Annotated in this window: 25 protein-coding genes; 14 read left to right on the top strand and 11 right to left on the bottom strand. The window is 70.8% G+C overall.

The window, feature by feature from the left end; all coding sequences use genetic code 11:
* The first annotated feature begins 10 nt into the window (after positions 1 to 10).
* A complete protein-coding gene (locus VED21_RS18235; RefSeq protein WP_324884583.1) occupies positions 11 to 613 on the top strand; it encodes a cysteine hydrolase family protein in 603 nt (200 codons plus the stop codon).
* Positions 614 to 834: 221 nt separating this feature from the next.
* Here the strand turns inward: VED21_RS18235 and VED21_RS18230 are convergent, their stop codons facing one another.
* Entirely contained in the window at positions 835 to 1,299 is a 465-nt protein-coding gene (locus tag VED21_RS18230) for a preQ0 transporter (protein ID WP_324884581.1), read from the bottom strand.
* Between the two features lie 179 nt (positions 1,300 to 1,478).
* On the opposite strand from VED21_RS18230, the gene VED21_RS18225 reads away from it, so the two are divergent.
* A complete protein-coding gene (locus VED21_RS18225; protein ID WP_324884579.1) occupies positions 1,479 to 2,651 on the top strand; it encodes a zinc-dependent alcohol dehydrogenase in 1,173 nt (390 codons plus the stop codon).
* A gap of 105 nt (positions 2,652 to 2,756) precedes the next feature.
* Complete coding sequence (locus VED21_RS18220; RefSeq protein WP_324884577.1) at positions 2,757 to 3,269, top strand: cyclase dehydrase; 513 nt, start codon at positions 2,757 to 2,759, stop codon at positions 3,267 to 3,269.
* 41 nt (positions 3,270 to 3,310) lie between these two features.
* Here VED21_RS18220 and cysS read toward each other — a convergent pair whose 3' ends face one another.
* Entirely contained in the window at positions 3,311 to 4,684 is a 1,374-nt protein-coding gene (gene cysS, locus VED21_RS18215) for a cysteine--tRNA ligase (RefSeq protein ID WP_324884575.1), read from the bottom strand.
* 16 nt (positions 4,685 to 4,700) lie between these two features.
* Positions 4,701 to 6,044: a glutamate--tRNA ligase gene (gene gltX / locus VED21_RS18210; RefSeq protein WP_324884572.1), complete on the bottom strand. Its 1,344-nt coding sequence runs from the start codon at positions 6,042 to 6,044 to the stop codon at positions 4,701 to 4,703.
* A gap of 248 nt (positions 6,045 to 6,292) precedes the next feature.
* Here gltX and VED21_RS18205 point away from each other — a divergent pair, with 248 nt between their 5' ends.
* Positions 6,293 to 6,667, top strand: coding sequence for a hypothetical protein (locus VED21_RS18205; RefSeq protein WP_324884570.1), 375 nt, complete (start codon positions 6,293 to 6,295; stop codon positions 6,665 to 6,667).
* Between the two features lie 84 nt (positions 6,668 to 6,751).
* Here the strand turns inward: VED21_RS18205 and VED21_RS18200 are convergent, their stop codons facing one another.
* The 3 genes from VED21_RS18200 to VED21_RS18190 all read right to left on the bottom strand — a co-directional run bounded on the left by VED21_RS18200 (position 6,752) and on the right by VED21_RS18190 (position 9,155).
* Entirely contained in the window at positions 6,752 to 7,444 is a 693-nt protein-coding gene (locus tag VED21_RS18200; protein ID WP_324884568.1) for a hypothetical protein, read from the bottom strand.
* A gap of 66 nt (positions 7,445 to 7,510) precedes the next feature.
* Positions 7,511 to 7,804: a HigA family addiction module antitoxin gene (locus VED21_RS18195; protein ID WP_324884566.1), complete on the bottom strand. Its 294-nt coding sequence runs from the start codon at positions 7,802 to 7,804 to the stop codon at positions 7,511 to 7,513.
* Between the two features lie 163 nt (positions 7,805 to 7,967).
* Positions 7,968 to 9,155 carry an acetyl-CoA C-acyltransferase gene (locus VED21_RS18190; RefSeq protein WP_324884563.1) on the bottom strand — a complete coding sequence of 396 codons (1,188 nt, stop codon included), beginning with the start codon at positions 9,153 to 9,155 and terminating at the stop codon, positions 7,968 to 7,970.
* A gap of 100 nt (positions 9,156 to 9,255) precedes the next feature.
* Here VED21_RS18190 and VED21_RS18185 point away from each other — a divergent pair, with 100 nt between their 5' ends.
* The 7 genes from VED21_RS18185 (at position 9,256) to VED21_RS18155 (ending at position 16,347) form a co-directional block, all read left to right on the top strand.
* Positions 9,256 to 9,855, top strand: coding sequence for a TetR/AcrR family transcriptional regulator (locus VED21_RS18185; protein ID WP_324884561.1), 600 nt, complete (start codon positions 9,256 to 9,258; stop codon positions 9,853 to 9,855).
* Positions 9,856 to 10,066: 211 nt separating this feature from the next.
* Complete coding sequence (locus tag VED21_RS18180; RefSeq protein WP_324884559.1) at positions 10,067 to 11,254, top strand: calcium-binding protein; 1,188 nt, start codon at positions 10,067 to 10,069, stop codon at positions 11,252 to 11,254.
* Between the two features lie 303 nt (positions 11,255 to 11,557).
* Positions 11,558 to 13,159 (top strand): tetratricopeptide repeat-containing glycosyltransferase family protein, encoded by a 1,602-nt coding sequence (locus VED21_RS18175; RefSeq protein ID WP_324884557.1) that lies wholly within the window; start codon positions 11,558 to 11,560, stop codon positions 13,157 to 13,159.
* A 116-nt stretch (positions 13,160 to 13,275) separates the two neighbouring features.
* A complete protein-coding gene (gene ipdC / locus VED21_RS18170) occupies positions 13,276 to 14,904 on the top strand; it encodes an indolepyruvate/phenylpyruvate decarboxylase (protein WP_324884555.1) in 1,629 nt (542 codons plus the stop codon).
* A 36-nt stretch (positions 14,905 to 14,940) separates the two neighbouring features.
* Positions 14,941 to 15,609 (top strand): isoprenoid biosynthesis glyoxalase ElbB, encoded by a 669-nt coding sequence (elbB, locus tag VED21_RS18165; RefSeq protein WP_324884552.1) that lies wholly within the window; start codon positions 14,941 to 14,943, stop codon positions 15,607 to 15,609.
* Between the two features lie 82 nt (positions 15,610 to 15,691).
* Positions 15,692 to 15,940 (top strand): type II toxin-antitoxin system Phd/YefM family antitoxin, encoded by a 249-nt coding sequence (locus VED21_RS18160; RefSeq protein WP_324884550.1) that lies wholly within the window; start codon positions 15,692 to 15,694, stop codon positions 15,938 to 15,940.
* Positions 15,937 to 16,347, top strand: a complete 411-nt coding sequence (locus tag VED21_RS18155) for a type II toxin-antitoxin system VapC family toxin (RefSeq protein WP_324884548.1) — start codon at positions 15,937 to 15,939, stop codon at positions 16,345 to 16,347. Before VED21_RS18160 ends, VED21_RS18155 begins: the two co-directional genes overlap by 4 nt.
* 11 nt (positions 16,348 to 16,358) lie before the next feature.
* Here the strand turns inward: VED21_RS18155 and VED21_RS18150 are convergent, their stop codons facing one another.
* The gene (locus VED21_RS18150) at positions 16,359 to 16,727 is read right to left on the bottom strand and encodes a nuclear transport factor 2 family protein (protein WP_324884546.1); all 369 of its coding nucleotides are present in this window, start codon (positions 16,725 to 16,727) and stop codon (positions 16,359 to 16,361) included.
* 172 nt (positions 16,728 to 16,899) lie between these two features.
* Positions 16,900 to 18,564: an NAD+ synthase gene (locus tag VED21_RS18145; protein ID WP_324884545.1), complete on the bottom strand. Its 1,665-nt coding sequence runs from the start codon at positions 18,562 to 18,564 to the stop codon at positions 16,900 to 16,902.
* A gap of 179 nt (positions 18,565 to 18,743) precedes the next feature.
* On the opposite strand from VED21_RS18145, the gene VED21_RS18140 reads away from it, so the two are divergent.
* On the top strand, positions 18,744 to 20,261 hold the full coding sequence (locus VED21_RS18140) for an FAD-dependent oxidoreductase (protein ID WP_324884544.1): 1,518 nt from the start codon (positions 18,744 to 18,746) through the stop codon (positions 20,259 to 20,261).
* Positions 20,262 to 20,324: 63 nt separating this feature from the next.
* On the top strand, positions 20,325 to 20,741 hold the full coding sequence (locus VED21_RS18135; RefSeq protein WP_324884543.1) for a nuclear transport factor 2 family protein: 417 nt from the start codon (positions 20,325 to 20,327) through the stop codon (positions 20,739 to 20,741).
* A 7-nt stretch (positions 20,742 to 20,748) separates the two neighbouring features.
* On the opposite strand, the gene VED21_RS18130 is transcribed toward VED21_RS18135, so the two are convergent.
* From VED21_RS18130 to VED21_RS18120, 3 genes are all read right to left on the bottom strand, one after another.
* A complete protein-coding gene (locus VED21_RS18130; protein WP_324884542.1) occupies positions 20,749 to 22,338 on the bottom strand; it encodes a tetratricopeptide repeat-containing glycosyltransferase family protein in 1,590 nt (529 codons plus the stop codon).
* A gap of 74 nt (positions 22,339 to 22,412) precedes the next feature.
* Complete coding sequence (locus tag VED21_RS18125; protein ID WP_324884540.1) at positions 22,413 to 23,573, bottom strand: serine hydrolase; 1,161 nt, start codon at positions 23,571 to 23,573, stop codon at positions 22,413 to 22,415.
* A 107-nt stretch (positions 23,574 to 23,680) separates the two neighbouring features.
* Positions 23,681 to 24,718, bottom strand: coding sequence for a glycosyltransferase family 2 protein (locus VED21_RS18120; RefSeq protein WP_324884609.1), 1,038 nt, complete (start codon positions 24,716 to 24,718; stop codon positions 23,681 to 23,683).
* Between the two features lie 289 nt (positions 24,719 to 25,007).
* On the opposite strand from VED21_RS18120, the gene VED21_RS18115 reads away from it, so the two are divergent.
* Positions 25,008 to 25,652, top strand: a complete 645-nt coding sequence (locus VED21_RS18115) for a hypothetical protein (protein WP_324884538.1) — start codon at positions 25,008 to 25,010, stop codon at positions 25,650 to 25,652.
* Positions 25,653 to 25,667 lie beyond the last annotated feature (15 nt).

Genomic DNA, 25,667 nt, shown 5'->3' with positions numbered 1-25,667 from the left:
GGAGACCATCATGACCACCCCCCGCAGCCTTCTCGCCATGGCCGGCGCGCCGGCCCACCCCGCCCCGTTCGACCGCGCCGCCCTGGTGATCGTCGACGCGCAGGTGGAGTACACGGCGGCCGGAAAGCTGACGCTGGCCGGCATCGACGCCGCAGTGGCGGAGACCGCCCGCCTGCTGGACCTCGCCCGCCGCCACGGCGCGCCGGTGTTCCACGTGGTGCACCACGGCAAGCCCGGCGGCGCGCTGTTCGATCCGGAAGGGCCGGGCAGCGCCATCATCGCGGCCGTCGCCCCCGTGGACGGCGAGGCGGTGGTGGTGAAGGGCCTGCCCAACTCCTTCGCCGGCACCGACCTGCACGAGCGCCTCAAGGCCGCCGGCCGGCCGGAGCTGATCGTCGCCGGCTTCCAGACGCACATGTGCATCTCGGCCACGGTGCGCGCCGCGCTCGACCTCGGCTACCGCAACACGCTGGTGGCCGCCGCCACGGCGACGCGCGACCTGCCGGATCCATTGGGTGGCGTGGTAACGGCGGACGAGCTGCAGCGCGCCGAACTGGCGGCGCTGGCCGACCGCTTCGCCATCGTGGTGAAGGACTGCGGGGCGTGGGGGTGAGGAGGCTTCGGGGGCACGGGAAGCGCCGGTAACGCCGGCCTCATGGGATCACGAAGCAACAAAGGGGACGTAAGCGCACAAAGAGGCGCCGGCCCGGCCGCAGGGGTGCCGCCAAGCCGGAGCCTCCTTGTGTTCTTGGTCGCCTTTGTTGCTTCGTGAGAAACCGCAGTCCGGCGAAGCAAGGCGTGCCGGAATTTGCCGGCGCGCCTCGCTGCGGTCCGTCACGCCGCGACGGCGCGGGCCTCGCGGGCGCGCATCAGCGCCCAGACGATGCTGATGCCGAACAGCTTGGACGCGAGGCCCACCGTCCACACCGCCGGGTCCCACACGCCGATCATGCCGAAGAACAGCGCGGTGTCGACCGGCACCGAGATGGACGAGCTGATCCACAGCCGGTCGCGCAGCGGCCGGCGGGTCACCGAGAAGACCGCCCAGTCGATCATCTCCGACACGGCGAAGGCGGTGACGCTGGCGGTGGCGACGAACGGGTCGGCCAGCAGGTACGAGGCCACGCAGGCCGCCAGCATGGCGGCGATGGACCAGTGGCCGTAGCGTACCTGCACCATGTCGCGCAGGATGAAGATGAGGCCGGCCCAGCACGACCACAAAAGGTCCAGGTGCGGGGCCGCGCTGAAGGCAACGTTGATCGCGACAACGCTGCCGATGTAGGCGGCGAGCCAGAGCATCGGAAAACTCCCATAGGCCACCCGCCTTAACGCGGGCGCGGAAACGAAAGCGGGGCCGACCCGCCGGATGCGGGCGCCCCACGGCTGCTTTAACACGGGAAAGGGCCGATTTGAAGCGCGCAGCGGAACGCAACGGCGCGGCGATTGTCATCGCAGGTGTCAAGCGAGGGAGATACGCGATGAAAGCGCTGTGCTGGCACGGCAAAGGCGACATACGCTACGACACCGTCCCCGATCCGACGATCGAACATCCGCGCGACGCCATCATCAAGGTGACGACCTGCGCCATCTGCGGCTCGGACCTGCACCTGTACGACGGCTTCATGCCCGGCATGATGTCCGGCGACGTCATGGGCCACGAATTCATGGGCGAGGTAGTCGAGGTCGGGCCGGAAGCCAAGGGTGCCTTGAAGGTGGGCGACCGCGTGGTGGTGCCCTTCACCATCATCTGCGGCGAATGCGAGCAGTGCAAACGCGGCAACTTCTCGGTCTGCGAACGCTCCAACCGCAACAAGGACGTGGCGGACAAGGTGTTCGGCCACGCCACCGCCGGGCTGTTCGGCTACACGCACCTGACCGGCGGCTATGCCGGCGGGCAGGCGGAATACGTGCGCGTCCCCTTCGCCGACCGCACGCACGTGAAGATCCCCGACGGGCTGACGGACGAACAGGTGCTGTTCCTGGGCGACATCTTCCCCACCGGCTGGCAGGCGGCGGCGCAGTGCGACATCCAGCCGACCGACACGGTGGCGATCTGGGGTGCGGGTCCGGTGGGCCAGATGACGATCCGCAGCGCGCTGCTGCTGGGGGCGAAACAGGTCATCGCCATCGACCGCGTGCCCGAGCGGCTGTCCATGGCCAAGGCCGGCGGCGCCATCACCATCAACTTCGACGAGGAGAGCGTCGTCGAGCGCCTGAAGGAGCTGACCGGCGGCAAGGGCCCGGAGAAGTGCATCGACGCCGTGGGCATGGAGGCGCACGCCACCGCCACGCTCGATTCCATCTACGACCGCGCCAAGCAGGCGGTGATGCTGGAAAGCGACCGGCCGCACGTGCTGCGCGAGATGATCTACGTCTGCCGGCCGGCGGGCACGATCTCCATCCCCGGCGTGTACGGCGGGCTGCTGGACAAGATCCCGTTCGGCGCGTCGATGAACAAGGGTCTGACGTGGCGCATGGGCCAGACGCACGTCAACCGCTGGACCGACGACCTGCTCCGCCGCATCCAGGAGGGGCAGATCGACCCGTCCTTCGTCATCACGCACACCGTCGGCCTGGAGCAGGGACCGCAGATGTACGCGACCTTCCGCGAGAAGCAGGACGGCTGCGTCAAGGTGGTGCTCAAGCCGTAAGGGGAGCGCGCAGCGCGACTGGGCCGTTGAGGCCCCGCGGCCACATGGCCGCGAAGGCAAGGGGCCGGACGGCCCCGCCCGCCGTCTGAGGGAAAGGAAAGAGCTATGGCCTATTATCACAGAGGCTCGACCGGCGACGCGCTGGCGCGCGGCCTGGGCTGGTTCAGCATCGCGCTGGGCGTGACGGAACTGGTGGCGGGGCGCACCCTGGCCCGCACGCTGGGCATGGAGGACCACACCGGCCTGATCCGCGCCTATGGCGCGCGGGAGATCGCCACCGGCGTGGGCATCCTGGCGCTGGGCGACCCGAAGCCGTGGATCTGGGGCCGCGTCGGCGGCGACGCGCTGGACCTCGCCACGCTGGCGCGCGGCCTGGACCGCGAGAACCCCCGGCGCGACAGCGTCGGCCTCGCCATCGCCGCGGTGGCCGGGGTGACGGCGCTGGACGTGCTGTGCACGCAGTTGCTGAACGCCGACGAGCCGGATGCGGCCGGCCCGCCGCCCGACTACAGCGACCGCACCGGCCTGCCCCGCCCGCCCGAGGAGATGCGCGGCGCCGCCCGCGACGCCCCCATCGGCGCCGACATGCGAGAGCCGGCGGCGATGCGGCCGGCGTAACCAACCCCTCCCCCGCCGGAGGCGAGGGAGGGAGGTAAAAGCTACGCGCGCTTCCAGGTGGTGCCGCCGGGGCCGTCTTCCAGGACGATGCCCTGGTCCAGGAGCGCCTTGCGGATGCGGTCGGCCTCGGCGAAGTCCTTGCCCTTGCGCGCCGCCTGGCGGTCGGCGATCAGCTGTTCGATCGCCGCGTCGTCCAGCTGCGCCGCACCCTTGGGCGCCCAGCGGAACCACGCCTCCGGGTCCTGCTCCAGCAGGCCCATGGCGCGGCCGGCGGCCAGCAGGGAGCCCTTGCAGGCGGCCTTGGTCACCGGGTCGCCGGCGCGGTTCACCGCACCCGCCAGCTCGTGCAGGTGGCTGATGGCCAGCGGGGTGTTGAGGTCGTCCTCCAGCGCCGCCAGCACGTCGAACGGCAGGTCGCCGCCGATGGGCGCCGGGTCGCCGCGCAGGGCGCCGTACCAGCGGTCGAGCGCCGCCTTGGCCTGTTTCAGCCCGTCGCGGGTGAAGTCCAGCGGCTGGCGGTAATGGGCGCTGAGCAGTGTCAGGCGGATCGCCTCGCCCGGATACTCGTCCAGCAGGTCATGCACGGTGAAGAAGTTGCCCAGGGACTTGGACATCTTCTCGCCTTCCACCGTGACGAAGCCGTTGTGCACCCAGTACTTCGCCATGTGCGAGGTGCCGTGGGCGCAGCGGCTCTGCGCGATCTCGTTCTCGTGGTGCGGGAAGATCAGGTCCAGGCCGCCGCCGTGGATGTCGAAGGTCGCCCCCAGGTGTTCCTGCGACATGGCGGAGCATTCGATGTGCCAGCCCGGCCGGCCGCGGCCCCAGGGGCTGTCCCAGCCCGGCTGCTCCGCCGCACTCGGCTTCCACAGAACGAAGTCCTGCGCGTCGCGCTTGTAGGGCGCCACCTCCACCCGCGCCCCGGCGATCAGCTCGTCCACCGAGCGGCGGGAGAGCTGGCCGTAGTCGGCCATGGAGGGGACGGAGAACAGCACGTGCCCCTCGGCCGCGTACGCGTGGCCGGTGTCGATCAGGCGCTGGATCATCGCGATCATCTGCGCGATGTGGTGGGTGGCGCGCGGCTCGATGTCCGGGCGCAGCGCGTTCAGGGCGCCCATGTCCTCGTGGTAGAGGCGCGTGGTGCGTTCGGTCAGGGCCTCGATCGGCTCGCCGCTGTCGCGGGAGCGGTCGATGATCTTGTCGTCCACGTCGGTGATGTTGCGGACGTACGTCACCTGCGCGTACAGGCGCTTCAGCAGCCGGTACAGCACGTCGAACACCACCACCGGGCGGGCGTTGCCGATGTGCGCGGTGTCGTACACCGTGGGACCACACACGTACATGCCGACGGAATCGGGCGTCTGCGGCTCGAAGCGTTCCTTGCGGCGGGTCAGCGTGTTGTAGAGGTCCAGCGGCATGGCGGTCCCGTTCTTCTTATGCGGTCTCTCCGGACAGGCGTCGCACAGCGCGTGCCCGGCCGATCAGGGGTAGCAGGTTCTTCAGTTCCGGTCCATGGTCGCGCCCGGTCAGCGCCTGGCGCAACGGCAGGAACAGATCCTTCCCCTTCCGGCCCGTCGCCTGCTTCACGGCGTTGGTCCAGGTCCCCCAGGTGGCGGTGTCCCACGGTTCATCGGGAAGCAGGCCGGCGGCCGTCGCGGTGAAGGCGGCGTCGCCGATCACCGGGGCCACGGGGGCGTGCGTCACCGTCCACCATTCGCCGACGTCGGCCAGCGTTTCCAGGTTCGGCCGCACGGCGTCCCAGAAGGCGGCGTCGGCACCGGCGAAGCCCAGCGCCTCCAGCCGGCCGGCCACCGCGTCGAACGGCGTCAGGTGCAGGATGCGGGCGTTGAGGCGCTTCAGCTCCTCCCCGTCGAACTTGGGCGTGCCGCGCGCGACCTTGGCGATGTCGAACTCGGCCACCAGCTCGTCCAGCGTCAGGCGCGGCTCGATGGCGTCCGAGGTGCCGAGCTTGGCGAGCAGGCTGGCGAGCGCCATCGGCTCGATCCCCTCATCCTCGCGCAGGGCCTTGACGCTGCCGCTGCCCAGCCGCTTCGACAGGCCCTGCCCGCCCGCGTCCGTCAGCAGCGGCAGGTGCGCGAAGGTCGGCACGGCCGCACCCAGCGCCTGCCAAATCTGGATCTGCACGGCGGTGTTGGCGACGTGGTCCTCGCCCCGGATGACGTGGGTGATGGCGAGGTCGGCGTCGTCCACCACCGAGGTCAGCGTGTAGAGCGGCCGGCCGTCCTCGCGGATCAGCACGGGGTCGGACAGCGCCGCCCCTTCGAAATGCACCGGCCCGCGCACGAGGTCGGTCCACTCCACGGCCGTATGCTCCAGCTTGAAGCGCCAGTGCGGCTTGCGCCCCGCCGCCTCGTACGTCGCGCGGGCGTCGTCGGTCAGGCGGAGTGCCGCGCGGTCGTAGATCGGCGGCTTGCCCTGGCCGATCAGGCTGGCGCGCTTCAGCGACAGCTCCTCCGCCGTCTCGTAGCAGGGGTAGAGGCGGCCGGCCGCCTTCAGCTGGTCCGCCACGGCGGCGTAGCGGCCGTAGCGGTCGCTCTCGCGCGCGAAGCGGTCCCAGGTCAGGCCCAGCCAGCGCAGGTCCTCCTCGATCCCGGCGGCGTATTCGGGGCGCGAGCGTTCCTCGTCCGTGTCGTCCAGGCGCAGCAGGAAATCGCCGCCCTGCTTGCGCGCGAACAGCCAGTTGACCAGGGCGAGGCGCACGTTGCCCACGTGCAGCAACCCGGTCGGGCTCGGGGCGAAACGGACGGCGACGGACATGCGGCAATTCCCGGAGTTCGATGACGGTTTCGGACGCTGCGCATTGCGATAGCACGGCGGGCACGGCCGGCAAAGCCCCGGCGGCGCCATCCGCGTTCGCACGTTCGGGGCGCAGCGCCAAGACTTCGCCGCAAAAGGATCACCACGGACGCTTGCTGGACGAAATGACGGCAAGATTCGACTGTTGTCAGGCCAAGGCAAATCCCACCACTTGCCAAGTCTCCACCAAGGCGTAAAGGAGATTTTACATGACGAGCAACGAAAAAACATCAGCGAGCAACAAAACGACACTGCGGCGTTTGCTGGCCGCGGCCGGCGTGCTGGGCGTGGCCCTGCCGCTGGCGGGCGTCGGGCTGGTCGTCGACGGGTCGCGCAACGCCGCGCTGGCCTGGGGCTATGACGAGCCGGACACCACCAAGAAGGGCAACTGCGGCTGGGGCAACGGCGGCAACGACGGCGAGACGCCGGGCTGCGAGAAGGGCAAGGGTGTCGCCCTGCCGCCGAAGAAGCACTGCCAGGCCGGCGCCACCTACGACGGCGAGCAGCCGCAGTCCTACTGGAAGGACCAGTTCGAATACCTGCCCGGCCCGCTGGGCAGCGACAACGACGCCGATTGCCGCTGACGCGATCGGTTCAGGGGGCCGGTTCAGGGGGGCGGGTCCGTGGGCGGCGCCGGCGCCGGAAGAGCGCCGGCGCCGCCCTTTTCCTTATTGCGCCGCGCAGTAGTCCTCGGGCTTCACCACCTCGGTCACCGTCACCTCGGTGCCGGCGGGCACGACGTATTCCTGGGCGCCCACCGGCGTCGGCGCCGCCGGGTCCCAGTTGTAGGTGTAGCCCAGCCGCGTCCAGGGATAGCCGGCGTCCTTCACCGTCGGCGCCACCACGTAGGACGAGGCCATCTGCTTGGCGAACCACGCCACGTACGCGTCCGGCCCCTTGATGGCGTTGCCGCAGGAGGTGGCGGCCGGGTCGGGGTCGGCGCAGGGGCGGAAGATACCCGCACCGGTGGGGCCGACCGGCTGCGCCCTGGTGATGACGAAGCGCACGAAGCGCTGCTTGGCGTCGTCCTCGGTGGCCGGCTTCAGGCCCAACAGCTGGTGCAGCTTCTCCAGCACCTGGGCGCGCGGGTAGGTGCTGCAGACCGCCTTCACCTCCGGCTCGACGGTGATCCAGGTGTCGCGCTGGAGCGTGGTGGTCTTGCCCACCGCGTCCTCGCCCCACTTGGGATAGCTGGTCAGCGTCGCCGCCTGCACCGGGTAGGAGAGCGGCTTCAGCGGCTTGACGTTCTGCGCGTCGTACACCGCGGTGCTGTAGATGGATCGGTCGTAGACCGCCCCCTGCGGCGCGCAGCCGGCCAGAACCAGGCCAAGGGTTGCAACAATCCCGAACCAACGCCGCATCGCCACCTCCATGCATGAATATGCGCGGGATGGTAGCGAAGCAATCGCGGCTTGCAAGGCAAAGACTCAGGCCGCCCGTGGCGTGATGCGGTCAAGGTCGGCGCCGATCCGCCGCCGGGCCGCCAGCAGGTCGTGCGCCACCTGCAACCGCATCCAATAGCCCTCGGTCAGGCCGAAGTACCGGCACAGCCGCAGGTCGGCCTCGGCGGTGACGGCCCGCTTGCCGTTGACGATCTCCGATACGGCGGCGGTGGACAGCCCGGTGGCGCGCGCCAGATCGGCTTGGCTGACGCCCATCGGCTCCAGGAATTCCTCGCGCAGGATGTCGCCGGGGGTGACGTTGTCGAGCTGCTCGGTCATGGCTCTCACCGGTGGCTCGTGCTGAATTTTTACACGGATGGACACGGATTTTGCACGGATGGACACGGATAAGAAAATTATTTCCTTTCATCAGTGTCCATCCGTGCGCCGGCTTCAGCCGGCATCCGTGTCCATCCGTGTCCCCTGTTCTCCTTCCGCCGCCCTACCCCACCCGCTCGACCGCCACCGCCGTGGCTTCGCCGCCGCCGATGCACAGGGAGGCCACGCCGCGCCGCGCGCCCCGGCGGGCCATGGCGTGCAGCAGCGTGACGATGATGCGGGCACCCGAGGCGCCGATCGGGTGGCCCAGCGCGCAGGCACCGCCGTGCACGTTCACCCGGTCGTGCGTCAGGCCCAGGTCGCGCATCGCCGCCATCACCACCACGGCGAAGGCCTCGTTGATCTCGAACAGGTCGACGTCGGATGCCCGCCAGCCCACGCGGTCCAGCAGCTTGGTCATGGCACCGATGGGGGCGGTGGTGAACCACGCCGGTTCCTGCGCGTGGCCGGCGTGGCCGGCGATGCGGGCCAGCACCGGCAGGCCCAGGCGCTCGGCCACGCTGGCGCGCGTCAGCACCAGTGCCGCGGCGCCGTCGGCGTTGGCGCTGGAACTGGCGGCGGTGATGGTGCCGTCGGGCGCGAAGGCGGGCTTCAGCGCCGGGATCTTGTCGGGCGAGACCTTGGGCGGGTTCTCGTCGTGCGCCACCACGGCACCGCCGCGCGCCGGCACGGCGACGGGCACCACCTCCGCCTCGAAAGCGCCGGTGCGGATGGCGTCCTGCGCGCGGCGCAGCGTCTCGGCCGCGTAGGCGTCCTGCTCGGCGCGGGTGAAGCCGTAGCGCGCCGCCGTCGCCTCCCCGAAGGTGCCCATGGAGCGGCCCTTGTCGTAGGCGTCCTCCAGCCCGTCCAGCATCATGTGGTCGTAGACCATGCCGTGCCCCATGCGGTAGCCGCCGCGCGCACGGTCCAGCAGGTAGGCGGCGTTCGACATGCTCTCCATGCCGCCGGCCACCACCACGTCGGCGCTGCCCGCCACCAGCAGGTCGTGCGCCAGCATCACCGCCTTCATGCCGGAGCCGCAGACCTTGTTCACCGTCGTCGCCCCGGCGGCGTCGGGGATGCCGGCGAAGCGCATGGCCTGCCGCGCCGGGGCCTGCCCCTGCCCGGCCGGCAGCACGCAGCCCATCAGCCCCTCGTCCACCCGATCCGGCGCCACGCGGGCGCGTTCCAGCGCCGCGCGGATGGCGGCCTCGCCCAGGCGCGGGGCGGGCAGCGCCGCCAGTTCCCCCTGGTAGCGGCCGAGCGGCGTGCGCGCCGCCCCAGCGATGACGATGGAATCTCCGGCGGTCATGGCACCCTCCTTATTGAATGACGATCATCATGTTATTGAAAACATGACGCCCGTCATCCAATCTGTCAACCGACCCTTTGGCCGAAGGAAGCCCCCCGCCATGCGCTATTCCAAGGAGCACAAGGAGCAGAGCCGCGCCCGCATCCTGGAGACCGCGTCCCGCCTGTTCCGCGAGCGCGGGGTGGAGGGCATCGGCGTGGCCGACCTGATGAAGGCCGCCGGCCTGACGCACGGCGGCTTCTACGGCCACTTCGCGTCCAAGGACGCGCTGGTCGCGGCGGCGGTGGAGGAGGCGCTGACCAAGGGCCGCGCCGCGCTGTCGAAGGCAGTGTCCAAGGCGGCGGCGTCCAAGGCGGGGCCGGGGCCGGAGGGGCTGCGCGCCCTGCTGGACCTCTACCTGTCGCCGCGCCACCGCGACGCGCCGGGGGCCGGCTGCGCCATCGCCGCCCTGGGTGCCGAGGCCCCCCGCGCCGCCCCCGAGACCCGCCACGCCTTCACCGAAGGCATCGAGGCGCTGGCCGCGCTGGTCGCCGACACGCTGCCGGAAGGTCCGGACCGCCGGGAGCGCGCGCTGGCGACGGTGGCGACCATGGTCGGCGCCATGGTCATGGCCCGCGCGGTGGACGACCCGACGCTGTCGGAGGAAATTCTGGAGGCGGCGAAGGTGGGGGCGGGGCCAACCGGGGAAAATTCATCGTAATTTTATTTAACGCTTCTCTTTTTCAGACGACCGAATACCCTGCGCAAGGCACAGTCGGCATATCTTGATATGCCGCAAACGGTCGGTGCACGCGCTTGTTTGCCGCAGCACTTCCAGTCCTCTTGCCTTCCCGAAAACAACCACGCTACCGTGTATGCACTACCGAGGCGTGCCGCGCCTCGTCGCGGCTCGCACATAGAGGGATGCCGGCATGGGATTTGACCACCTTTTTGCTGCCCGCGCCGCGCCGTCCTCGGAATTCACGTGGATGAAGGTCGGCAGCACTTCGTGGGCCGCGCGCGCGGCGCAGGCCGCCGGTCAGTTGCGTTCCGGCACGGAGGCGGGCGACGGCATGGCCGGTAGCGCCGATGCCGACACGCTGCTCGGGCTGGGCGGCAACGACACGCTGTACGGCGGGGCCGGCGACGACAGCCTGGACGGCGGCGACGGCGACGACAGCATGAAGGGCGCGGATGGCAACGACGTGCTGCTGGGCGGTGCCGGCAATGACAACCTGACCGGTTCGGCCGGTGCCGACCTGCTGTCCGGCGGTACCGGTGATGATTGGCTGGACGGGGAGGATGGCAACGACACGCTGATCGGTGGGACGGGAGACGACCATTTCGTCGGGGCGAAAGGGGCCGACTACGAAGACAGCGGCGAGGGCAACGACCTCCTGAACGGCAACGAAGCCGACGACACGCTGATTGCGGGGATGGGCGATGACCAGCTCTTTGGCGGTCAAGGCAACGACCTCATGTACGGCAATCAGGGCGCAGATCGGATGTTCGGCGAGGAGGGGAGCGACACCCTGTTCGGTGGTCAGGGTGCCGACCTCCTCAACGCCGATTACGGCGACGATCTTCTGTATGGAAACATGGGCAACGACGATCTTGGCGGAGGTGAGGGAGACGACACCCTGTATGGTGGACAGGGCGATGATGCCATTTCGGGTGACCATGGATCGAGTACATCGTACGGGAATCTGGGCAACGACACCCTCCTGGGAGGGGATGGCAACGACTACCTGAACGGTGGCGACGGCAATGATCGCCTGATGGGCTATGAGGGCAACGACACGTTCGAAGGCGGCGGCGGTCGGGACACTCTGTTCGGTTCGGCTGGCGACGATGTCTTCATCTTCCGCTCCAACAGCGGCCAGGACCAGATCGAGTATCTTTCCTCCGACGGCGGCACCGTGGGCGTCACAGGCCACGACCGCATCCTGGTGGAGCGCTTCATCAACGGCGCCGGCTACGAAACGGTGGAGGACCTGCTGGCCGACGCCGAGTTCCACGCCAGCGGCCGCGTCGTCCTGCACTTCGGCGGCGACCATCAGGTGACGCTCTACTTCCCCGCCGATTATCTGCGCACCCCTGGCGTTATCGAAATGTTCTGACGCCCCCCGCCGGCCGCCCCTCTCCGCCCAACCGGGCGGGGTGTGGCCTTCGCTTGCCCGCTGTCCATAACCGAAACACCACGCCGCGCCCATACCGAACGCGGCGCCAGGCGTCACCGGAAGCGAGCCGGACGGCATCTGGGATAAGCGCATGAAGATCGGGGCGGCACGGCCGCCCCCGGAACCGGCAGGAATGCCGCATGGACGCCCCGCGACACTGGCGATAAGGTGCACGGCTTCCCGCATTGGTATGCATAGCGGGATAAATCCACGCGCGCCAAAGCCAGAGGTTTCCGTTCCGAAATGAGTGGCAAGACGAGTTTGCAGGCGGCCCTGAAGCTGCACATGGCCGGTGATCTGCGTGGGGCCGAGGCGCTGTACCGCGACATGATCCGGCGTCACCCGCGCCGGCCGGAGACGTACCACGCGCACGGCAATCTCGGCGCCATCCACCTCGTCGAAGGGCGGCTGGAGGAGGCGGAGGCGTGTCTGCGCGCCGCGTTGCGGCTCGCTCCGAACGATGTCGGGGTGCTCGGCAACCTGGGGCTGGCGCTGCGCGGGCAGGGCCGGCTGGAGGAGGCGGTCGCCGTCCACCGCAAGGCGCTGGGCCGCGCGCCGACGCCGGCCACGCCGGGACACATGGGCGCGCTCAACAACCTGGGCGTCTCGCTCACCGAACACGGCGAGGCCGCCGAGGCCGTCGCCTGCTTCGAACGGCTGCTGGGCATGAAGCCGGGCGACCCGGACACCCTGTTCAACCTCGGCGTCGCGCTGGAGCGGGCGGACCGCCCCACCGACGCCGTCGCGCAGTACCGCGCGGTGCTGGACCGCGCGCCGGGGCACGCGGGCGCGCTCAACAACCTGGGCAACGCGCTGGGCGACCTCAACGCCCTGGAGGAGGCGCAGGCGTGCTACACCCGCGTGCTGGCGGCCGACCCGGAGCACGCCGACGCCCGCTGGAACCGCGCGCTGGCGCGGCTGGCGCTGGGGGACTTCGCAAACGGCTGGCGGGAGTACGAATGGCGCTGGCGGGCGCCGGTGATGCGTGACCAGCGCCGCCGCTTCGTCCAGCCGGCGTGGGACGGCGGACCGCTGGCCGGCCGCGCCATCCTGCTGCACGCCGAACAGGGCATGGGCGACACGCTGCAGTTCCTGCGCTACCTGCCGCTGGTGCGCGCGGCCGGTCCGGCGCGCGTGGTGCTGGAGGTGCAGGAGCCGCTCCTGGCCCTGGTCGCCGCCTCGCCCGCCGCCGTGGGGGTGGAGGTGGTGGCGCGCGCCGCCGACTTCCCCGACGGCGGCGGGCTGCCGCCCTTCGACCTGCACGCGCCGCTGATGAGCCTGCCGCTGCTGCTGGACCGCCCGCAGCCCTTCGCGCCCGATACCCCGCTCCTGCGCGTGCCCGAAACGGCGAGCGCCGTGTGGGCGGACCGGCTGGCGGCGGCGGCACCCGGCGCCCGGCTGCGCTGCGGCATCGTGTGGGCCGGCCGGCGCACGCACGCCAACGACCGCCGTCGCTCCCTGCCCGTGGCTGTCCTGGCGCCGCTGGCCGCCGTGCCCGGCGTGCAGCTGGTCTCCCTGCAGACCGGCCCGGCGGCGGCCGACCCGGCGCCCTGGCCCGACGGCCGCGCGCCCTTCGACGCGGCACCCTTCCTGGCCAACTTCGCCGAGACGGCGGCGGCCCTGTCGGCGCTCGACCTCGTGGTCACCGTCGACACCGCCGTGGCGCATCTGGCCGGGACGCTCGGCCGGCCGGCCTTGGTGCTGCTGCCCTTCGCGCCGGACTGGCGCTGGATGCTGGGGCGCGAGGACAGCCCCTGGTACCCCTCCGTCCGCCTGTTCCGCCAGTCGGAGCCCGGCGCCTGGGACGCGGTGGTCGGCCGCGTGGCGGAGGCGCTGGCGACGTAAGACAGCGTAACCCTCCCCACCCCGCCTTCCCTGGTGACGGCGACTTTTTCATCGGATATGTTTTCATCAGAAAACATATGCCTACAACATACCCATAGTCAGGGAAAGGTCGGGGAATGAAGCTCGCGGAGGCTCTGCTGCACGCGCTGAAGGCGCGCGGGGCGCACACGGTGTTCGGGATTCCGGGCGATTTCGCGCTGCCGTTCTTCAAGGTCATGGAGGAATCCAAGGTCCTGCCGCTGGTCACGCTGAGCCACGAGCCCGGCGTCGGATTCGCCGCCGACGCCGCGGCGCGCGTCGGCTCCACGCTGGGCGTGGCCGCCGTCACCTACGGGGCGGGAGCGCTGAACGTCGTCAACGCGGTGGCGGGGGCGTACGCGGAGAAATCGCCGGTCGTCGTCATCTCCGGCGCGCCGGGGGCCGGCGAGGGCGGCGGGCTGTTGCTGCACCACCAGGGCAAGACGCTGGACACGCAGTACCGCGTCTACCAGGAGATCACCGTGGCGCAGGCGCGCCTGGACGACCCGGCCACGGCGCCGGCCGAGATCGCCCGCGTGCTGGGGGCCGCCCGCGCCTACTCCCGCCCCGTGTACCTGGAACTGCCGCGCGACATGGTGAACCGGGAGGTGGAGCCGGTGGGTGACGACCCCGCCCTGCCGGTGGACGACGACGCCGTCGCCGCCTGCGCGGACGAGGTGCTGGCCCGGCTGCGCGCCGCCAAGGCGCCGGTGCTGATGGTGTGCGTCGAGGTGCGCCGCTATGGGCTGGAGGACAAGGCGGCGGAGCTGGCGCGGCGGCTGGGCGTGCCGGTGGTCACCTCCTTCATGGGGCGCGGGCTGCTGTCGGGCGCCCCATGGCCGCCGCTCGGCACCTACCTGGGCGTGGCGGGGGAGCCGGCGATCACCAAGCTGGTCGAGGAGTCGGACGGGCTGTTCCTGCTGGGCACGCTGCTGTCCGACACCAACTTCGCGGTGTCGGAGACCAAGATCGACCTGCGCAAGACCATCCACGCCTTCGACCGCGAGGTGCACCTGGGATACCACACCTACCGCGACATCCCGCTGGACCGGCTGGTCGACGCGCTGCTGGAGCGGCTGCCGGCCTCGAACCGCACGGCGGACGATGCACGGCGGCGCGACCTGCCGGCCGGGCTGGTGGCGGACGGCGCGCCCATCGGGCCGATGGACATCGCGCGCGGCATCAACGACATGGCGCGCAAGCACGGCGCGCCGCTGATCGCGTCGGACATCGGCGACTGCCTGTTCACCGCCATGGACCTGCTGGACTCGGGCTTGATGGCGCCGGGCTATTACGCCGGCATGGGCTTCGGCGTGCCGGCCGCCATGGGGGCGCAGGTGGCCAGCGGGCAGCGCGTGCTCTGCCTCGTCGGCGACGGGGCGTTCCAGATGACGGGGTGGGAGCTGGGCAACTGCCGCCGCTTCGGCATCGACCCCATCGTGGTGGTGTTCAACAACACCAGCTGGGAGATGCTGCGCACCTTCCAGCCGGAATCGGCCTTCAACGACCTGGACGACTGGCGCTTCGCCGAGATGGCCGGGGCCATGGGTGGCGACGGGGTGCGCGTCTCCACCCGCGTGGAGCTGGCCGCCGCGCTGGAGAAGGCGTGGGCGACACGCGGCCGCTTCCAGCTGATCGAGGCGATGATCCCGCGCGGCGTGCTGTCCGACACGCTGGCCCGCTTCGTCGCCGGGCAGAAGCGCCTGCACGCCAAGCCCAAGGAGTGATACGGTAACGCCCTCGCTGGAATGGGAGGAAGGAACATGACGGACAAGAAGCTCCGGTTCGGCGTCGTGCTGTCCGGCTGCGGCGTCTTCGACGGCGCCGAGATCCACGAGGCGGTGTGCACCCTGCTGGCCATCGACCGCGCGGGGGCGGAGGCCGTGTGCTACGCCCCCGACGTCGACCAGGCGCACGTGATCGACCACCTGAGCGGCCAGGAGATGGCGCAGACCCGCAACGTGCTGGTGGAATCCGCCCGCATCGCGCGCGGCAAGATCAGCGACCTCGCCACCTTCCGGGCGGAGGACGTGGACGTGCTGATCTTCCCCGGCGGCTTCGGCGCGGCCAAGAACCTCTCCACCTTCGCGTTCCAGGGCCCGGACTGCACGGTGAACCCGGACGTGGAGAAGGCGGTGCGGGCCATGAAGGCGGCCGGCAAGCCGATCGGCGCGCTGTGCATCGCGCCGGCCATCCTCGCCAAGCTGCTGGGCGGCGAGGGCGTGGAGCTGACCATCGGCTCCGACGCCGGCACGGCGCAGGCGCTGGAGGCCCTGGGGGCGAAGCACCGGGACACCACGCATTGCGAGGTGGTGGTGGACCGCACGCACAAGGTGGTGACGTCGCCCTGCTACATGCTGGACGCGACGGTGGGCCAGATCGCCACGGGGGCGGAGAACACGGTGAAGGCGCTGATCCAACTGGCGGGGTGACGTGCATACGGTTCCCACCCGGCTTGCCGTCACCACCATGGATGACGATAATAGTCATGCATGACCGTGACGGAGGCGAGCCATGGACGGGGACCGTTGGACGGTTGCGGAGGCCAAGGCACGCTTCAGCGAGGTGATCGAACGGGCGCAGCGCGACGGCGCCCAGACGGTCACCAAGCACGGCACGCCCGCCGCCGTCGTCCTGTCCGCCGAGGAGTACGAACGGCTGCGCGCCAGCCAGCGCTCCTTCAAGGAGTTCCTGCTCAGCGCGCCGTTCGAGAAGCTGGACCTGGATCGTCCGCTCCACACCGAGCGGACGATTGACCTGTGAGGTTCCTGCTCGACACCAACGTCCTGTCGGAAGCCCGACGCCGCGAGGGGAACCCCGGCGTGAAGTCCTGGATGGCCGCCGCGGACGATGAAACCCTCTACCTGAGCGTCATCACCCTTGGAGAAATCCGCAAGGGCGTGGAACGGCTGCGCCCGAGGGACCCCGATTCCGCCGCCGTCTTCGAAGCGTGGCTCGCTATGCTCGATGCGGTCTACGCCAGCCGCATCCTCGACGTCGACCGGGCCGTCGCCGACCGCTGGGGACGCATTCTGGCGCAATGCCCCGGCGCCCCGATCGAGGATGCCCTGCTGGCCGCCACCGCCCTGCACCATGGTATGACGCTGGTCAGCCGCAACGAGAAGCATTTGGCACCGACCGGTGTAGCCCTGCTCAACCCTTGGACTTGAGCGGCCGCCAATCACCCGGCGGCGCAGCTCACCTCGTCCCAGGCCTGGACGGTCAGGTGCCGGGCGATGCGGCCGTCGCGCAGGTCGAGCGTCATCGACGACATGACGTGGCAGCCGTCGGGATAGGCACACTCCTCGACGAAGGCGACGCGGTCGGCTCCGACCACCTCGCGGCCGACCCGGTGCGTCATGTCGCGCGCGCAGACGTCCCGCCAGAACGCCTCGATCGCCGGCCTGCCGGCAAGCGTCATCGGCGCGCTGGGCGGCCGGTTGCGGTCGACGACCGTCATTTCGGCGTCATCGGCGTAAAGGCCGAGCAGCGTCTCCGCGTCGCTCGTCTCCAGCGCCCGCTTCAGCGTCGCAAACGCGAACCCGCCCATGGCCGCCTCCCCCGTCCGGACACCGCATCATAGCGCCGCCGGCCGGCCTCGCGTGAAGCGCGGACGTGGCGGCGGGGCGTCCGGTCGGGCACGCGCCCGGCGCAATTCGGGCGAAACGCGGTCCCTACCCTTAGGTGATGGCCCTCAGGCGATGGCCCTCAGGCGATGGCCCTCACACGATGCTGGTAAAGCCGTTGGTGATGGGATAGCGGCGGTCGCGGTTGAAGATGCGGCGGGTGATCTTCACGCCCGGCGGGGCCTGGCGGCGCTTGTATTCGGCCAGGTGCAGCATGCGCCAGACGCGGTTCACCGTCGCCGGGGCGTGGCCGCGAGCGACGATGTCGGGGATGCCGAGATCCAGCTCCACCAGACACTCCAGGATGTCGTCCAGCTCGTCGTAGGGCGGCAGGGTGTCCTGGTCCTTCTGGCCGGGCTTCAGCTCGGCCGTGGGGGCCTTGGTGATGATGCGCTCGGGCACCACGCGGCCGGCCGGGCCGCGGGCGTCGGGCGGCAGGTTGGCGTTGCGCCAGCGGCACAGCTCGTACACCGTCGTCTTGTAGACGTCCTTCAGCACGGCGTAGCCGCCGCACATGTCGCCGTAGAGGGTGGAATAGCCCACCGACATCTCCGACTTGTTGCCGGTGGACAGCACCATGGCGCCGAACTTGTTGGACAGCGCCATCAGCGTCATCCCGCGCGAGCGCGCCTGCAGGTTCTCCTCCGTGATATCGGGGTCGCGGCCGGCGAACGCGGGGGCCAGCATGCGGTCGAACGCCTCCATGGCCGGAATGATCGGGATCGTGTCGATCCGGCAGCCCAGCAGCTCCGCGGCTTCCGCCGCGTCGTCCAGGCTCTCCTGCGAGGTGTAGGGAGACGGCATCATCACGCAATGCACGCGGTCCGCCCCCAGCGCGTCCACCGCGATGGCGGCCGACAGCGCGGAATCGACGCCGCCGGACATGCCCAGGATGACGCCGGGGAAGCGGTTCTTGTTCACATAGTCCTTCAGCCCCAGCACCAGCGCCTGATAGATGCCGGCCGGCCCCATGGCGGGGGGCACCACCTCGCCCTCGCGGCAGTGCCAGACCTCGTCCTCGCCACGCTCCCAGCGGGTGAGCGTCAGGTGCTCGGCAAACGAGGGGGCCTGCGCCTTCAGCGCGCGGTCCGCACCCAGCGCGAAGCTGGCGCCGTCGAACACCAGCTCGTCCTGGCCGCCCACCTGATTGACGTAGATGAGCGGCAAGCCGGTTTCGGTGACGCGGGCCACGGCCAGTTGGACTCGGCGGTCGTGCTTGTCCACCTCGTAGGGGCTGCCGTTGGGGACGATGAGGATCTCCGCCCCGGTCTCGGCCAGCGTCTCGGCCGCGTCGGGGGTCCACATGTCCTCGCACACCAGGACGCCCAGGCGCACGCCGCGGAAGTTGATGGGGCCGGGCAGCGGGCCGGCGGCGAACACGCGCTTCTCGTCGAAGACGCCGTAGTTGGGCAGGTCGTGCTTGAACCGCACCGCCGCCACCTTGCCGCCGTCCAGCAGGACGGCCGCGTTGTAGGTGCGCCCGTCCTGGCGCCAGGGGGCGCCGATCAGCACGGCCGGGCCGCCGTCCGCCGTCTCCTGCGCGAAGCCGTTCACGGCGTTCTCGACCAGATCGAGGAAGAAGGGCTTCAGCACCAGATCTTCCGGCGGGTAGCCGCAGACCACCAGTTCGGAGCAGACGACGAGGTCGGCGCCGCGCGCGGCGGCCTCGGCCCGTGCCTCGCGGATGCGGTCGATGTTGGCGGTCACGTTGCCGACGGTGGGGTTCGTCTGGGCGAGCGCGATGGAAAGGCGGTCGGTCATGGCCAGCACTTGCAGTTGCCCCGAGGGTCGCGTCGCAGCCTAGCAGCGTGGGCGCGGCCGTGAAAGCCGCTTGCAACAGGGCCGGAACCCCCTTGCCGCGCCCGTTGTTGCTCAACGGTGACGCTCATGCACGGGAGAAACAGGCGATGCAGGGATCCGGCTCCACGAAATCGCCGTGGATGGACACGGCGCCCATGCCGCAGGCGAACGCCAATCCGCGCACGGTGCGGCCCGACGTGATCGTCGTCGGCGCCGGCATCGCCGGGGTCACCACCGCCTACCTGCTCCAGCGCGAGGGGCGCCGGGTGCTGCTGCTGGACGACGGCGCACCGGGCGACGGCGAGACCGGGCGCACCACCGCGCACCTGTCCGACGTGCTGGACGACCGCTTCACCGAGATGGAGCGCATCCACAGCGAGGGCGGCGCGCGCCTCGCCCGCCAGAGCCACTGCACCGCCATCGACACCATCGAGCGGCTGGCGCGGGAGGAGAACATCGCCTGCGACTTCGTTCGCATCGAGGGCTGGCTGATGCTGGCGCCGGGGCAGGATCCCGCCTCGCTGGACCGCGAGCGGGAGGCGGCGTTCCGCGCCGGGCACGTGGGCGTGGACAAGTTCGACCACCCGCCGGCCCCGGTGTCGCACCCCGGCCCCTGCCTGCGCTTCCCGGCCCAGGCGACCTTCCACCCGCTGAAGTACCTGGCCGGGCTGGTGCGCGCGTTCCAGGCGCGCGGCGGCGACCTCGCCACCGGCGTGCACGTCACCGGCGTGGGCCAGGACGCGGACAAGGCGTGGGTGACGTTCGGCGACACCACCGTGGAGGCCGGGGCCGTGGTGGTGGCGACCAATTCCCCCATCAGCGACCTGTTCGCCATCCACACCAAGCAGGCCCCCTACCGCACCTACGCCATCGCCGCGCGCGTGGACAAGGGCGCGGTGCCGAACGCGCTCTACTGGGACACGCTCGACCCGTACCATTACGTGCGGCTCCAGCCGATGGCCGACCACGACCTGCTGATCGTCGGCGGCGAGGACCACAAGACCGGCGAGGCCCGCGACATGGACGAGCGTTGGGCGCGCCTGGAGGAATGGACGCGCGTCCACTTCCCCATGGCGGGTGCGGTGGAACACCGCTGGTCGGGGCAGGTGCTGGAGCCGTTCGACGGGCTGGCCTTCATCGGCCACGACGCCGGCCGGGGCGAGCGCGTGTTCATCGCCACCGGCGACAGCGGCATGGGCATGACGCACGGCACCATCGCCGGGCTGCTGATCACCGACCTCGTGCTGGGGCGGGAGAACCCGTGGGCGATGCTGTACGACCCGACGCGCCAGATGACGAGCAGCCTGGGCGAGTACCTGCGCGAGAACCTGGACGTGGCGCGCCGCTACCTGGACCTCGTCAAACCCGGCGAGGTGAAGGACGAGGCGCAGATCCGCCCCGGCGAGGGGGCGGTGATGCGGCGCGGCGCCCAGCCGGTGGCCGTGTACCGGGACGAGCAGGGGCAGGTGCACCGCCGGTCGGCCGTGTGCACGCACCTGAAGTGCGTGGTACATTGGAACCCCGGCGAGAAGACCTGGGACTGCCCCTGCCACGGCTCCCGCTTCGCGGTGGACGGCACGGTGCTGAACGGCCCGGCCAGCGCGCCGCTGCCCGCCGTCGACGGCGGCGACACGCACGGACGGCACGCGGCGGAATAGCGTCCTTTACAGCCCCGGCCCGGCTGCCTACACAGTCTGCCTCTCTCGACGTGGAGCGCCGCCATGACCGACCAGGATGCCGTGCTGGCCCTCAACCAGGCCTTCTACCGGGCCTTCGCCACGTACGATTATCCGGCCATGGAGGCGCTGTGGGCGCGGCGGCTGCCGGTCGCCTGCCTGCATCCGGGCTGGCCGCTGCTGGCGGGGCGGGAGGCGGTGCTGCGCAGCTGGCGCGAGCTGATGTCCCAACCGGAGCCCACCGCCGTGCACGTCCGCAACGCGGTGGTGCAGATGTACGGCGACACGGCGCTGGTGCTGTGCGAGGAGATGATCGGAGGCGGGGTGCTGGCCGCCTCCAACCTGTTCGTGCGGGAGGACGGGGCGTGGCGCATGGCGCACCATCAGGCCGGGCCGCTGGCCCCCGCCGCCCAGCGCCGCCCCGAACCCAAGGCCGACACGCCGCCGCGCCGGCTGCATTGAGCAGCGCTCAGGACACCCGTTCCCGCAGCGCCTCCGCCACCCGTTCGATCACCGGTTCCCACGCGCCCGGCGCCTGTTGGCGGAACAGGCGCATCGTCGGGTACCAGGGGCTGTCGTCGCGGCCCTGCAGCCAGCGCCAGCAGCCGTCGAAGCGGGACAGCACCCACACCGGCTTGCCGAGCGCGCCGGCCAGATGGATGACCGAGGTGTCCACGCCGATCACGAGGTCGAGCGTGGCGATCAGCGCCGCCGTGTCGGCGAAATCGCCCACCTCCCCCATCGGGTCCACGAGGTCCATGCCGGCCGGCGGGTCCTTGGTCTGGACGGCGGCGTCGCCGTCCTTCTGCAGGCTGACGAAGCGCACGCCGGCCACGCCGGCCAGCGGGGCGAGCTGCGCCAGCCGCAGGGAGCGGCGGCGGTCCACCAGATTGGCGTGCGGCATGTTCGGGCGCGGGTTGCCGGCCCAGACGAGGCCGACCTTCAGCACGCCGTCATCCGGCAGCCGCGCGCGCCACGCCGCCACGTCGGCCGGATCGGGGAAGAAGTAGGGCACCTCCGCCGGGACCGTGTCCAGCCGCGTGCCGAAGGCCAGCGGCAGGCTCATCATCGGGCAATGCAGGTCGAAGGGCGGCGGCGGCTCGTTCGGCTCCAGCACCCGCTCGACGCCCGGCAGGGTGCGCAGCAGGCGGTGCAGCGGCGCGGGCGCCCCCAGCAGCACGCGGCCGCCGCGCTGCGCCACGAGCGGAGCGTAGCGCACGAACTGCAGCGTGTCGCCGAACCCCTGCTCGGCGTGCAGGAGGATGGTGCGGCCCTCCAGCGGCTCCCCCGTCCATTGCGGCTGGGGAAGGCGGTGGGCGGCGAGACCGGGGGTGCAGAAGCGCCACTCGTACTCGAACCAGCCGTTTTGCATGTCGCCGCGGCCGAGCAGAAGGAACGAGCGGTTGACGCGCGCCTCCACATAGCCGGGGTGCAGGGCCAGCGCCTGATCGTAGCGCGCCAGCGCCTCCTCCTGGCGGCCGGCGCGCTTCAGGGCGTTGCCGTGGTTGACGAGGCCCTCCAGGCTGTGCGGGTGCAGGGTGAGGGCGGTTTCGAAGGCGGCCAGCGCCGCGTCCGTCCGGTCCTCCGCCAGCAGCGCGTTGGCGCGGGTGAGGTGCGCGTTCACGTAGTCCGGGAACAGGCAGAGCGCCGCGCGGCAGGCGGCCAGCGCCTCCTCCGTCCGCGTCAGGTCGGTGAGCGTGACAGCAAGGTTGTTCAACGCCTCCGCATAGTCCGGGCGCAGGCCGAGGGCGGCGCGGTAGGCGGCCTCGGCGTCGTCGAACCGTGCTTGCGTGTGCAGCGTGATGCCCAGGTTGTTCTGCGCCTCCGGATACTGCGGCTGGAGCCGGAGCGCGGTGCGGTAGGCGTCCTCCGCCTCCGCCAGCCGGCCCAGCATGTGCAGCATGACGCCGAGGTCGCAGAACGCGCCGGGCTGCGGGTACTGGGCGATGGAGCGCGCGATCAGGTCGGCGGCACCCGCCACGTCACCCTGCTGGTAGCGCTCGATGCCGAGCCGGTGAAGGGTCCCGAAGTCGAGCAACTGAGCGTAGGGTTCCGCCACGTCGTTCCACCGGCGCATGATTGAAGGAGCGCCGGATCCTACCCGTCTGCCGCGTGCAAATCCAGGCGTGCCGCTCAACGATCCTCGAACACGCGCACCAGATCGACGGCGACGCGGTCGGCGACCACGCGTTCGGGGTCGCTGTTGTTCAGCGTCACCACGGCCCAGCGGTGGGCCCGGGAGAACGCCATGTAGGCGTTGAAGCCGCCGGTGGAGCCGCTGTGCCAGTAGATCGGCGTACCGTCCGCCGCCGGCGACACGAACCAGCCCAGCGCCATCGCCCCCAGCCCCAGCGTGCCGGGATCGGCCAGCGCGCGCCCCTCCACCTGCACGGTCTGGGCGAGCGCCAGGGTGCGGGCCGCGTCGTCGCCGCAGCCGCCGGGGCAGTCGCCCAGGTTGACGCGCAGCCACGCCACCAGATCGTCGGCGGTGGAGTAGAGGCCGAAGGAGGGCTGCATGGCCGGCGCCTCCCAATCCGGGACCGGGCGGCCGCGGGCGTGGCCGACGGCCTTGCGGGCGCGCTGCTCGGCCGACAGCGTCAGGGTCGTGTCCTTCAGGCCGAAGCGGGCGGTGACCACGCGCTTCAGCAGGTCGGGGTAGCTGGCGCCGGCCGCCGCCTCCAGCGCCTCGCCCAGCACGGCCATGCCGACGTTGGAGTAGCGGAAGCGCGTGCCGGGCGGGGCGGCGAGTTCATAGCCGGCCAGCCAGGCGTCCACCTCGGCGCGGGTCAGCGGCTTGTAGGGGTTGCGGGGGTCCTCCAGGCGCGACCAGGAGAAGTTGGGCGTCTCCGGCACGTTGGGCAGGCCGGCGGTGTGGGTGGCGAGGTCGACCAGCCGGATCGGCCGCCCGTCGTATTCCGGTACGCGCGGGCTGGCGGCGAGGTGGCGGCGCAGCGGGTCGCTGGCGCGCACGGCGCCGGCGCGGATCAGCTCGGCCAGGATGGTGCCGGTGAAGGGCTTGGTCAGCGAGGCGATCTGGAAGACGGTGCGGCCGTTGGGCCGGCCTTTCGCCTGTCCCCCCTGGGCCTGCCCGCTGTCGCCGAAGCCCAGGACCAGCGTGCGCCCCTCATGCACCACGCCGACCACGAGGCCGCCGTGTCCCACCTCCCCCAGGCGGCGTTCGGCCACCGCCGTCACCGTGTCGCGCAGGCCGTCGGTGCGCACCGCCGCCGCGGGCGCGGCGAGCCCCACCGAAACGGCCAGCGCCAGCCCGATCCCGAGTCCGCGCGCGTGCATCGACCCATCCCTTCCCGGTGCCATAGGGAAGGAATGGGAAGCGGCGGGGTCGAGCGGGACGGACGCGGGCGGCGATCAGGCGGATGCGCCGGCCGGCGCGGAGGGGGCTAGACCGTTTCCTCCACCACGACCTTGGTGGTCACCGCGGCCGGGTTGGGGGGCGGGTCGAAGCCGTGCGTCTCGCGCACGATGAACAGCGGGCGGCCCTTCACCTCGGCGAAGACGCGGCCGAGGTAGTCGCCGATGATGCCCAGGGTGATGAGCTGCAGCCCGCCCATGAACAGCACGGAGACGATCAGCGATTCATAGCCCGGCACGTCGACGCCGAAGAACAGCGTGCGCAGCAGGCGCAGCACGATGTAGACGAAGGCGAAGCCCGACACCGCCATGCCCACCAGGCTCCACACCCGCAAGGGGAAGGTGGAGAAGGCGGTCAGCCCGTCGATGGCGAAGCGCAGCAGCTTGACGAAGCCCCACTTGGTGTCGCCGGCCGCGCGCTCCCCCTGCTCGTACGGGATGGATGCCGTCTTGAAGCCGACCCAGGCGAAGATGCCCTTCATGAAGCGCGTGCGCTCGGGCATGCGGTTGATGACGTCGACGACCTTGCGGTCCATCAGGCGGAAGTCGCCCACCTCGCGCGGCAGCTTGACCTCCGACAGATGGTCGAAGACCCAGTAGAACATCTTCGCAAACGCGCGCTGCTTGAAGTTCTGGCCGACGCGCGCCTTGCGCACGGCGACCACCACGTCGAAGCCCTCGCGCCACTTGGCGATGAACTGGGCCAGCATCTCCGGCGGGTGCTGGAGGTCGGCGTCCATCGGCACCACGGCGTCGCCGCGGGCGTGCGCCAGACCGGCGGTGAGCGCCAGTTCCTTGCCGAAGTTGCGCGACAGGTCGACCACCTTGATGCGCGGCTCACGCCCGTGCGCGGCGACGAGGCGATCCACGGTGTCGTCGCGGCTGCCGTCGTTGACGCAGACGATCTCCCACGTCAGGCCCAGCGTGTCGAGCACGGGGACGAGGCGGGCGAACAGCGCCTCGACGTTCGGCCCCTCGTTGTAGAAGGGAACGACGACGGACAGCCGTGGCCGCGCCGCCGGAGCGGACGCCCGCAGGGCTGGGGAAGACGCGTCGGGAAGAGTCATGATCGGCCGCAAGGTCACATCAGGCATGGCCGGACCTCCACGGTCCGAAAGGCCGCCGAGCGTATAGCATGATCCCATCCCGAGGGCAAAATGCCTCTCCCGTGGTCAGTGTGGTCATTCGGAGACCAGGATTTCCCGATCTTCATCCACCACCCGCGACGAACACGCCGGCCGCCCCCGCTATTCCCGGAAAATCCACGGCGTCCTCGCCCGCCGGGCTTGCGGGAACATGCGGGGAGCGGGCAAATAGGGCGGTTACCCGCGCATTCCCGCAGCAGCACCGGTCATCATGATCCTTACCCCCATTCCCGCCGACGTCATGCCCGAGGCGATCGCCACTTTCGCGCGGCACCTGGAGGGGCAGCCGCTGGCGGCGGCCGCCTTCCGCCGCATCGCCGACACGTGGCCGGTGACCGGCGGCGTCGACACGCCGGAGCAGCGCGCCCAGGGCGTGGAATTGGCGCACGCGCACGGCATCGGCACGCTGGACGAACGGCCGAGCGCGTCGTTCATGTGGGACGGCGAGGTCATCCGCACCGACGTCGAGGCCACGGTGATCGTGCACGAGGTGGCGCACTGGCTGGTCGCGGCGCCGGAGCGCCGGCATCTGATCGACTTCGGCCTGGGGCCGGGGCCGGAGACGACCAAGCTGGTTGAGGCCAAGGCCGACAAGAAGCTGACCTTCCAGCAGTGCATGCACGAGGAGGCGCAGACCTCGCTGCTCGGCATCCTGTGGGAGGCGGAGCTGGGCCAGCCGGCCATCCTCGCCTTCCTGGAGCAGAACTGGATGGAGGCGTGGGAGCGGCCGAGCACGGCCGAATGGTTCGTCGGCCATGTCGCCGAGTTGCGCGAACGGGGCCTTATCGACGACGATGGGCGGCCGACCACCGCCCGCGCGTGGGCCGACCAACGGCGCCTGCAGAGCGCCGCTTAAGATCGCTTAAGATCA

It is taken from the genome of Azospirillum sp. (assembly GCF_035627195.1).
GTDB lineage: Bacteria > Pseudomonadota > Alphaproteobacteria > Azospirillales > Azospirillaceae > Azospirillum.
Note: the sequence above shows the minus strand (reverse complement) of the source record. Positions and strands in the feature narration are given on the sequence as shown.

What these genes read in the sequence shown, in the direction of transcription:
- VED21_RS18235 (WP_324884583.1), top strand. Translation starts at nt 11, where the DNA reads ATGACCACCCCCCGCAGCCTTCTCGCCATGGCCGGCGCGCCGGCCCAC.
- VED21_RS18230 (WP_324884581.1), bottom strand. Translation starts at nt 1,299, where the DNA reads ATGCTCTGGCTCGCCGCCTACATCGGCAGCGTTGTCGCGATCAACGTT.
- VED21_RS18225 (WP_324884579.1), top strand. Translation starts at nt 1,479, where the DNA reads ATGAAAGCGCTGTGCTGGCACGGCAAAGGCGACATACGCTACGACACC.
- VED21_RS18220 (WP_324884577.1), top strand. Translation starts at nt 2,757, where the DNA reads ATGGCCTATTATCACAGAGGCTCGACCGGCGACGCGCTGGCGCGCGGC.
- cysS (WP_324884575.1), bottom strand. Translation starts at nt 4,684, where the DNA reads ATGCCGCTGGACCTCTACAACACGCTGACCCGCCGCAAGGAACGCTTC.
- gltX (WP_324884572.1), bottom strand. Translation starts at nt 6,044, where the DNA reads ATGTCCGTCGCCGTCCGTTTCGCCCCGAGCCCGACCGGGTTGCTGCAC.
- VED21_RS18205 (WP_324884570.1), top strand. Translation starts at nt 6,293, where the DNA reads ATGACGAGCAACGAAAAAACATCAGCGAGCAACAAAACGACACTGCGG.
- VED21_RS18200 (WP_324884568.1), bottom strand. Translation starts at nt 7,444, where the DNA reads ATGCGGCGTTGGTTCGGGATTGTTGCAACCCTTGGCCTGGTTCTGGCC.
- VED21_RS18195 (WP_324884566.1), bottom strand. Translation starts at nt 7,804, where the DNA reads ATGACCGAGCAGCTCGACAACGTCACCCCCGGCGACATCCTGCGCGAG.
- VED21_RS18190 (WP_324884563.1), bottom strand. Translation starts at nt 9,155, where the DNA reads ATGACCGCCGGAGATTCCATCGTCATCGCTGGGGCGGCGCGCACGCCG.
- VED21_RS18185 (WP_324884561.1), top strand. Translation starts at nt 9,256, where the DNA reads ATGCGCTATTCCAAGGAGCACAAGGAGCAGAGCCGCGCCCGCATCCTG.
- VED21_RS18180 (WP_324884559.1), top strand. Translation starts at nt 10,067, where the DNA reads ATGGGATTTGACCACCTTTTTGCTGCCCGCGCCGCGCCGTCCTCGGAA.
- VED21_RS18175 (WP_324884557.1), top strand. Translation starts at nt 11,558, where the DNA reads ATGAGTGGCAAGACGAGTTTGCAGGCGGCCCTGAAGCTGCACATGGCC.
- ipdC (WP_324884555.1), top strand. Translation starts at nt 13,276, where the DNA reads ATGAAGCTCGCGGAGGCTCTGCTGCACGCGCTGAAGGCGCGCGGGGCG.
- elbB (WP_324884552.1), top strand. Translation starts at nt 14,941, where the DNA reads ATGACGGACAAGAAGCTCCGGTTCGGCGTCGTGCTGTCCGGCTGCGGC.
- VED21_RS18160 (WP_324884550.1), top strand. Translation starts at nt 15,692, where the DNA reads ATGGACGGGGACCGTTGGACGGTTGCGGAGGCCAAGGCACGCTTCAGC.
- VED21_RS18150 (WP_324884546.1), bottom strand. Translation starts at nt 16,727, where the DNA reads ATGGGCGGGTTCGCGTTTGCGACGCTGAAGCGGGCGCTGGAGACGAGC.
- VED21_RS18145 (WP_324884545.1), bottom strand. Translation starts at nt 18,564, where the DNA reads ATGACCGACCGCCTTTCCATCGCGCTCGCCCAGACGAACCCCACCGTC.
- VED21_RS18140 (WP_324884544.1), top strand. Translation starts at nt 18,744, where the DNA reads ATGGACACGGCGCCCATGCCGCAGGCGAACGCCAATCCGCGCACGGTG.
- VED21_RS18135 (WP_324884543.1), top strand. Translation starts at nt 20,325, where the DNA reads ATGACCGACCAGGATGCCGTGCTGGCCCTCAACCAGGCCTTCTACCGG.
- VED21_RS18125 (WP_324884540.1), bottom strand. Translation starts at nt 23,573, where the DNA reads ATGCACGCGCGCGGACTCGGGATCGGGCTGGCGCTGGCCGTTTCGGTG.
- VED21_RS18120 (WP_324884609.1), bottom strand. Translation starts at nt 24,718, where the DNA reads ATGACTCTTCCCGACGCGTCTTCCCCAGCCCTGCGGGCGTCCGCTCCG.
- VED21_RS18115 (WP_324884538.1), top strand. Translation starts at nt 25,008, where the DNA reads ATGATCCTTACCCCCATTCCCGCCGACGTCATGCCCGAGGCGATCGCC.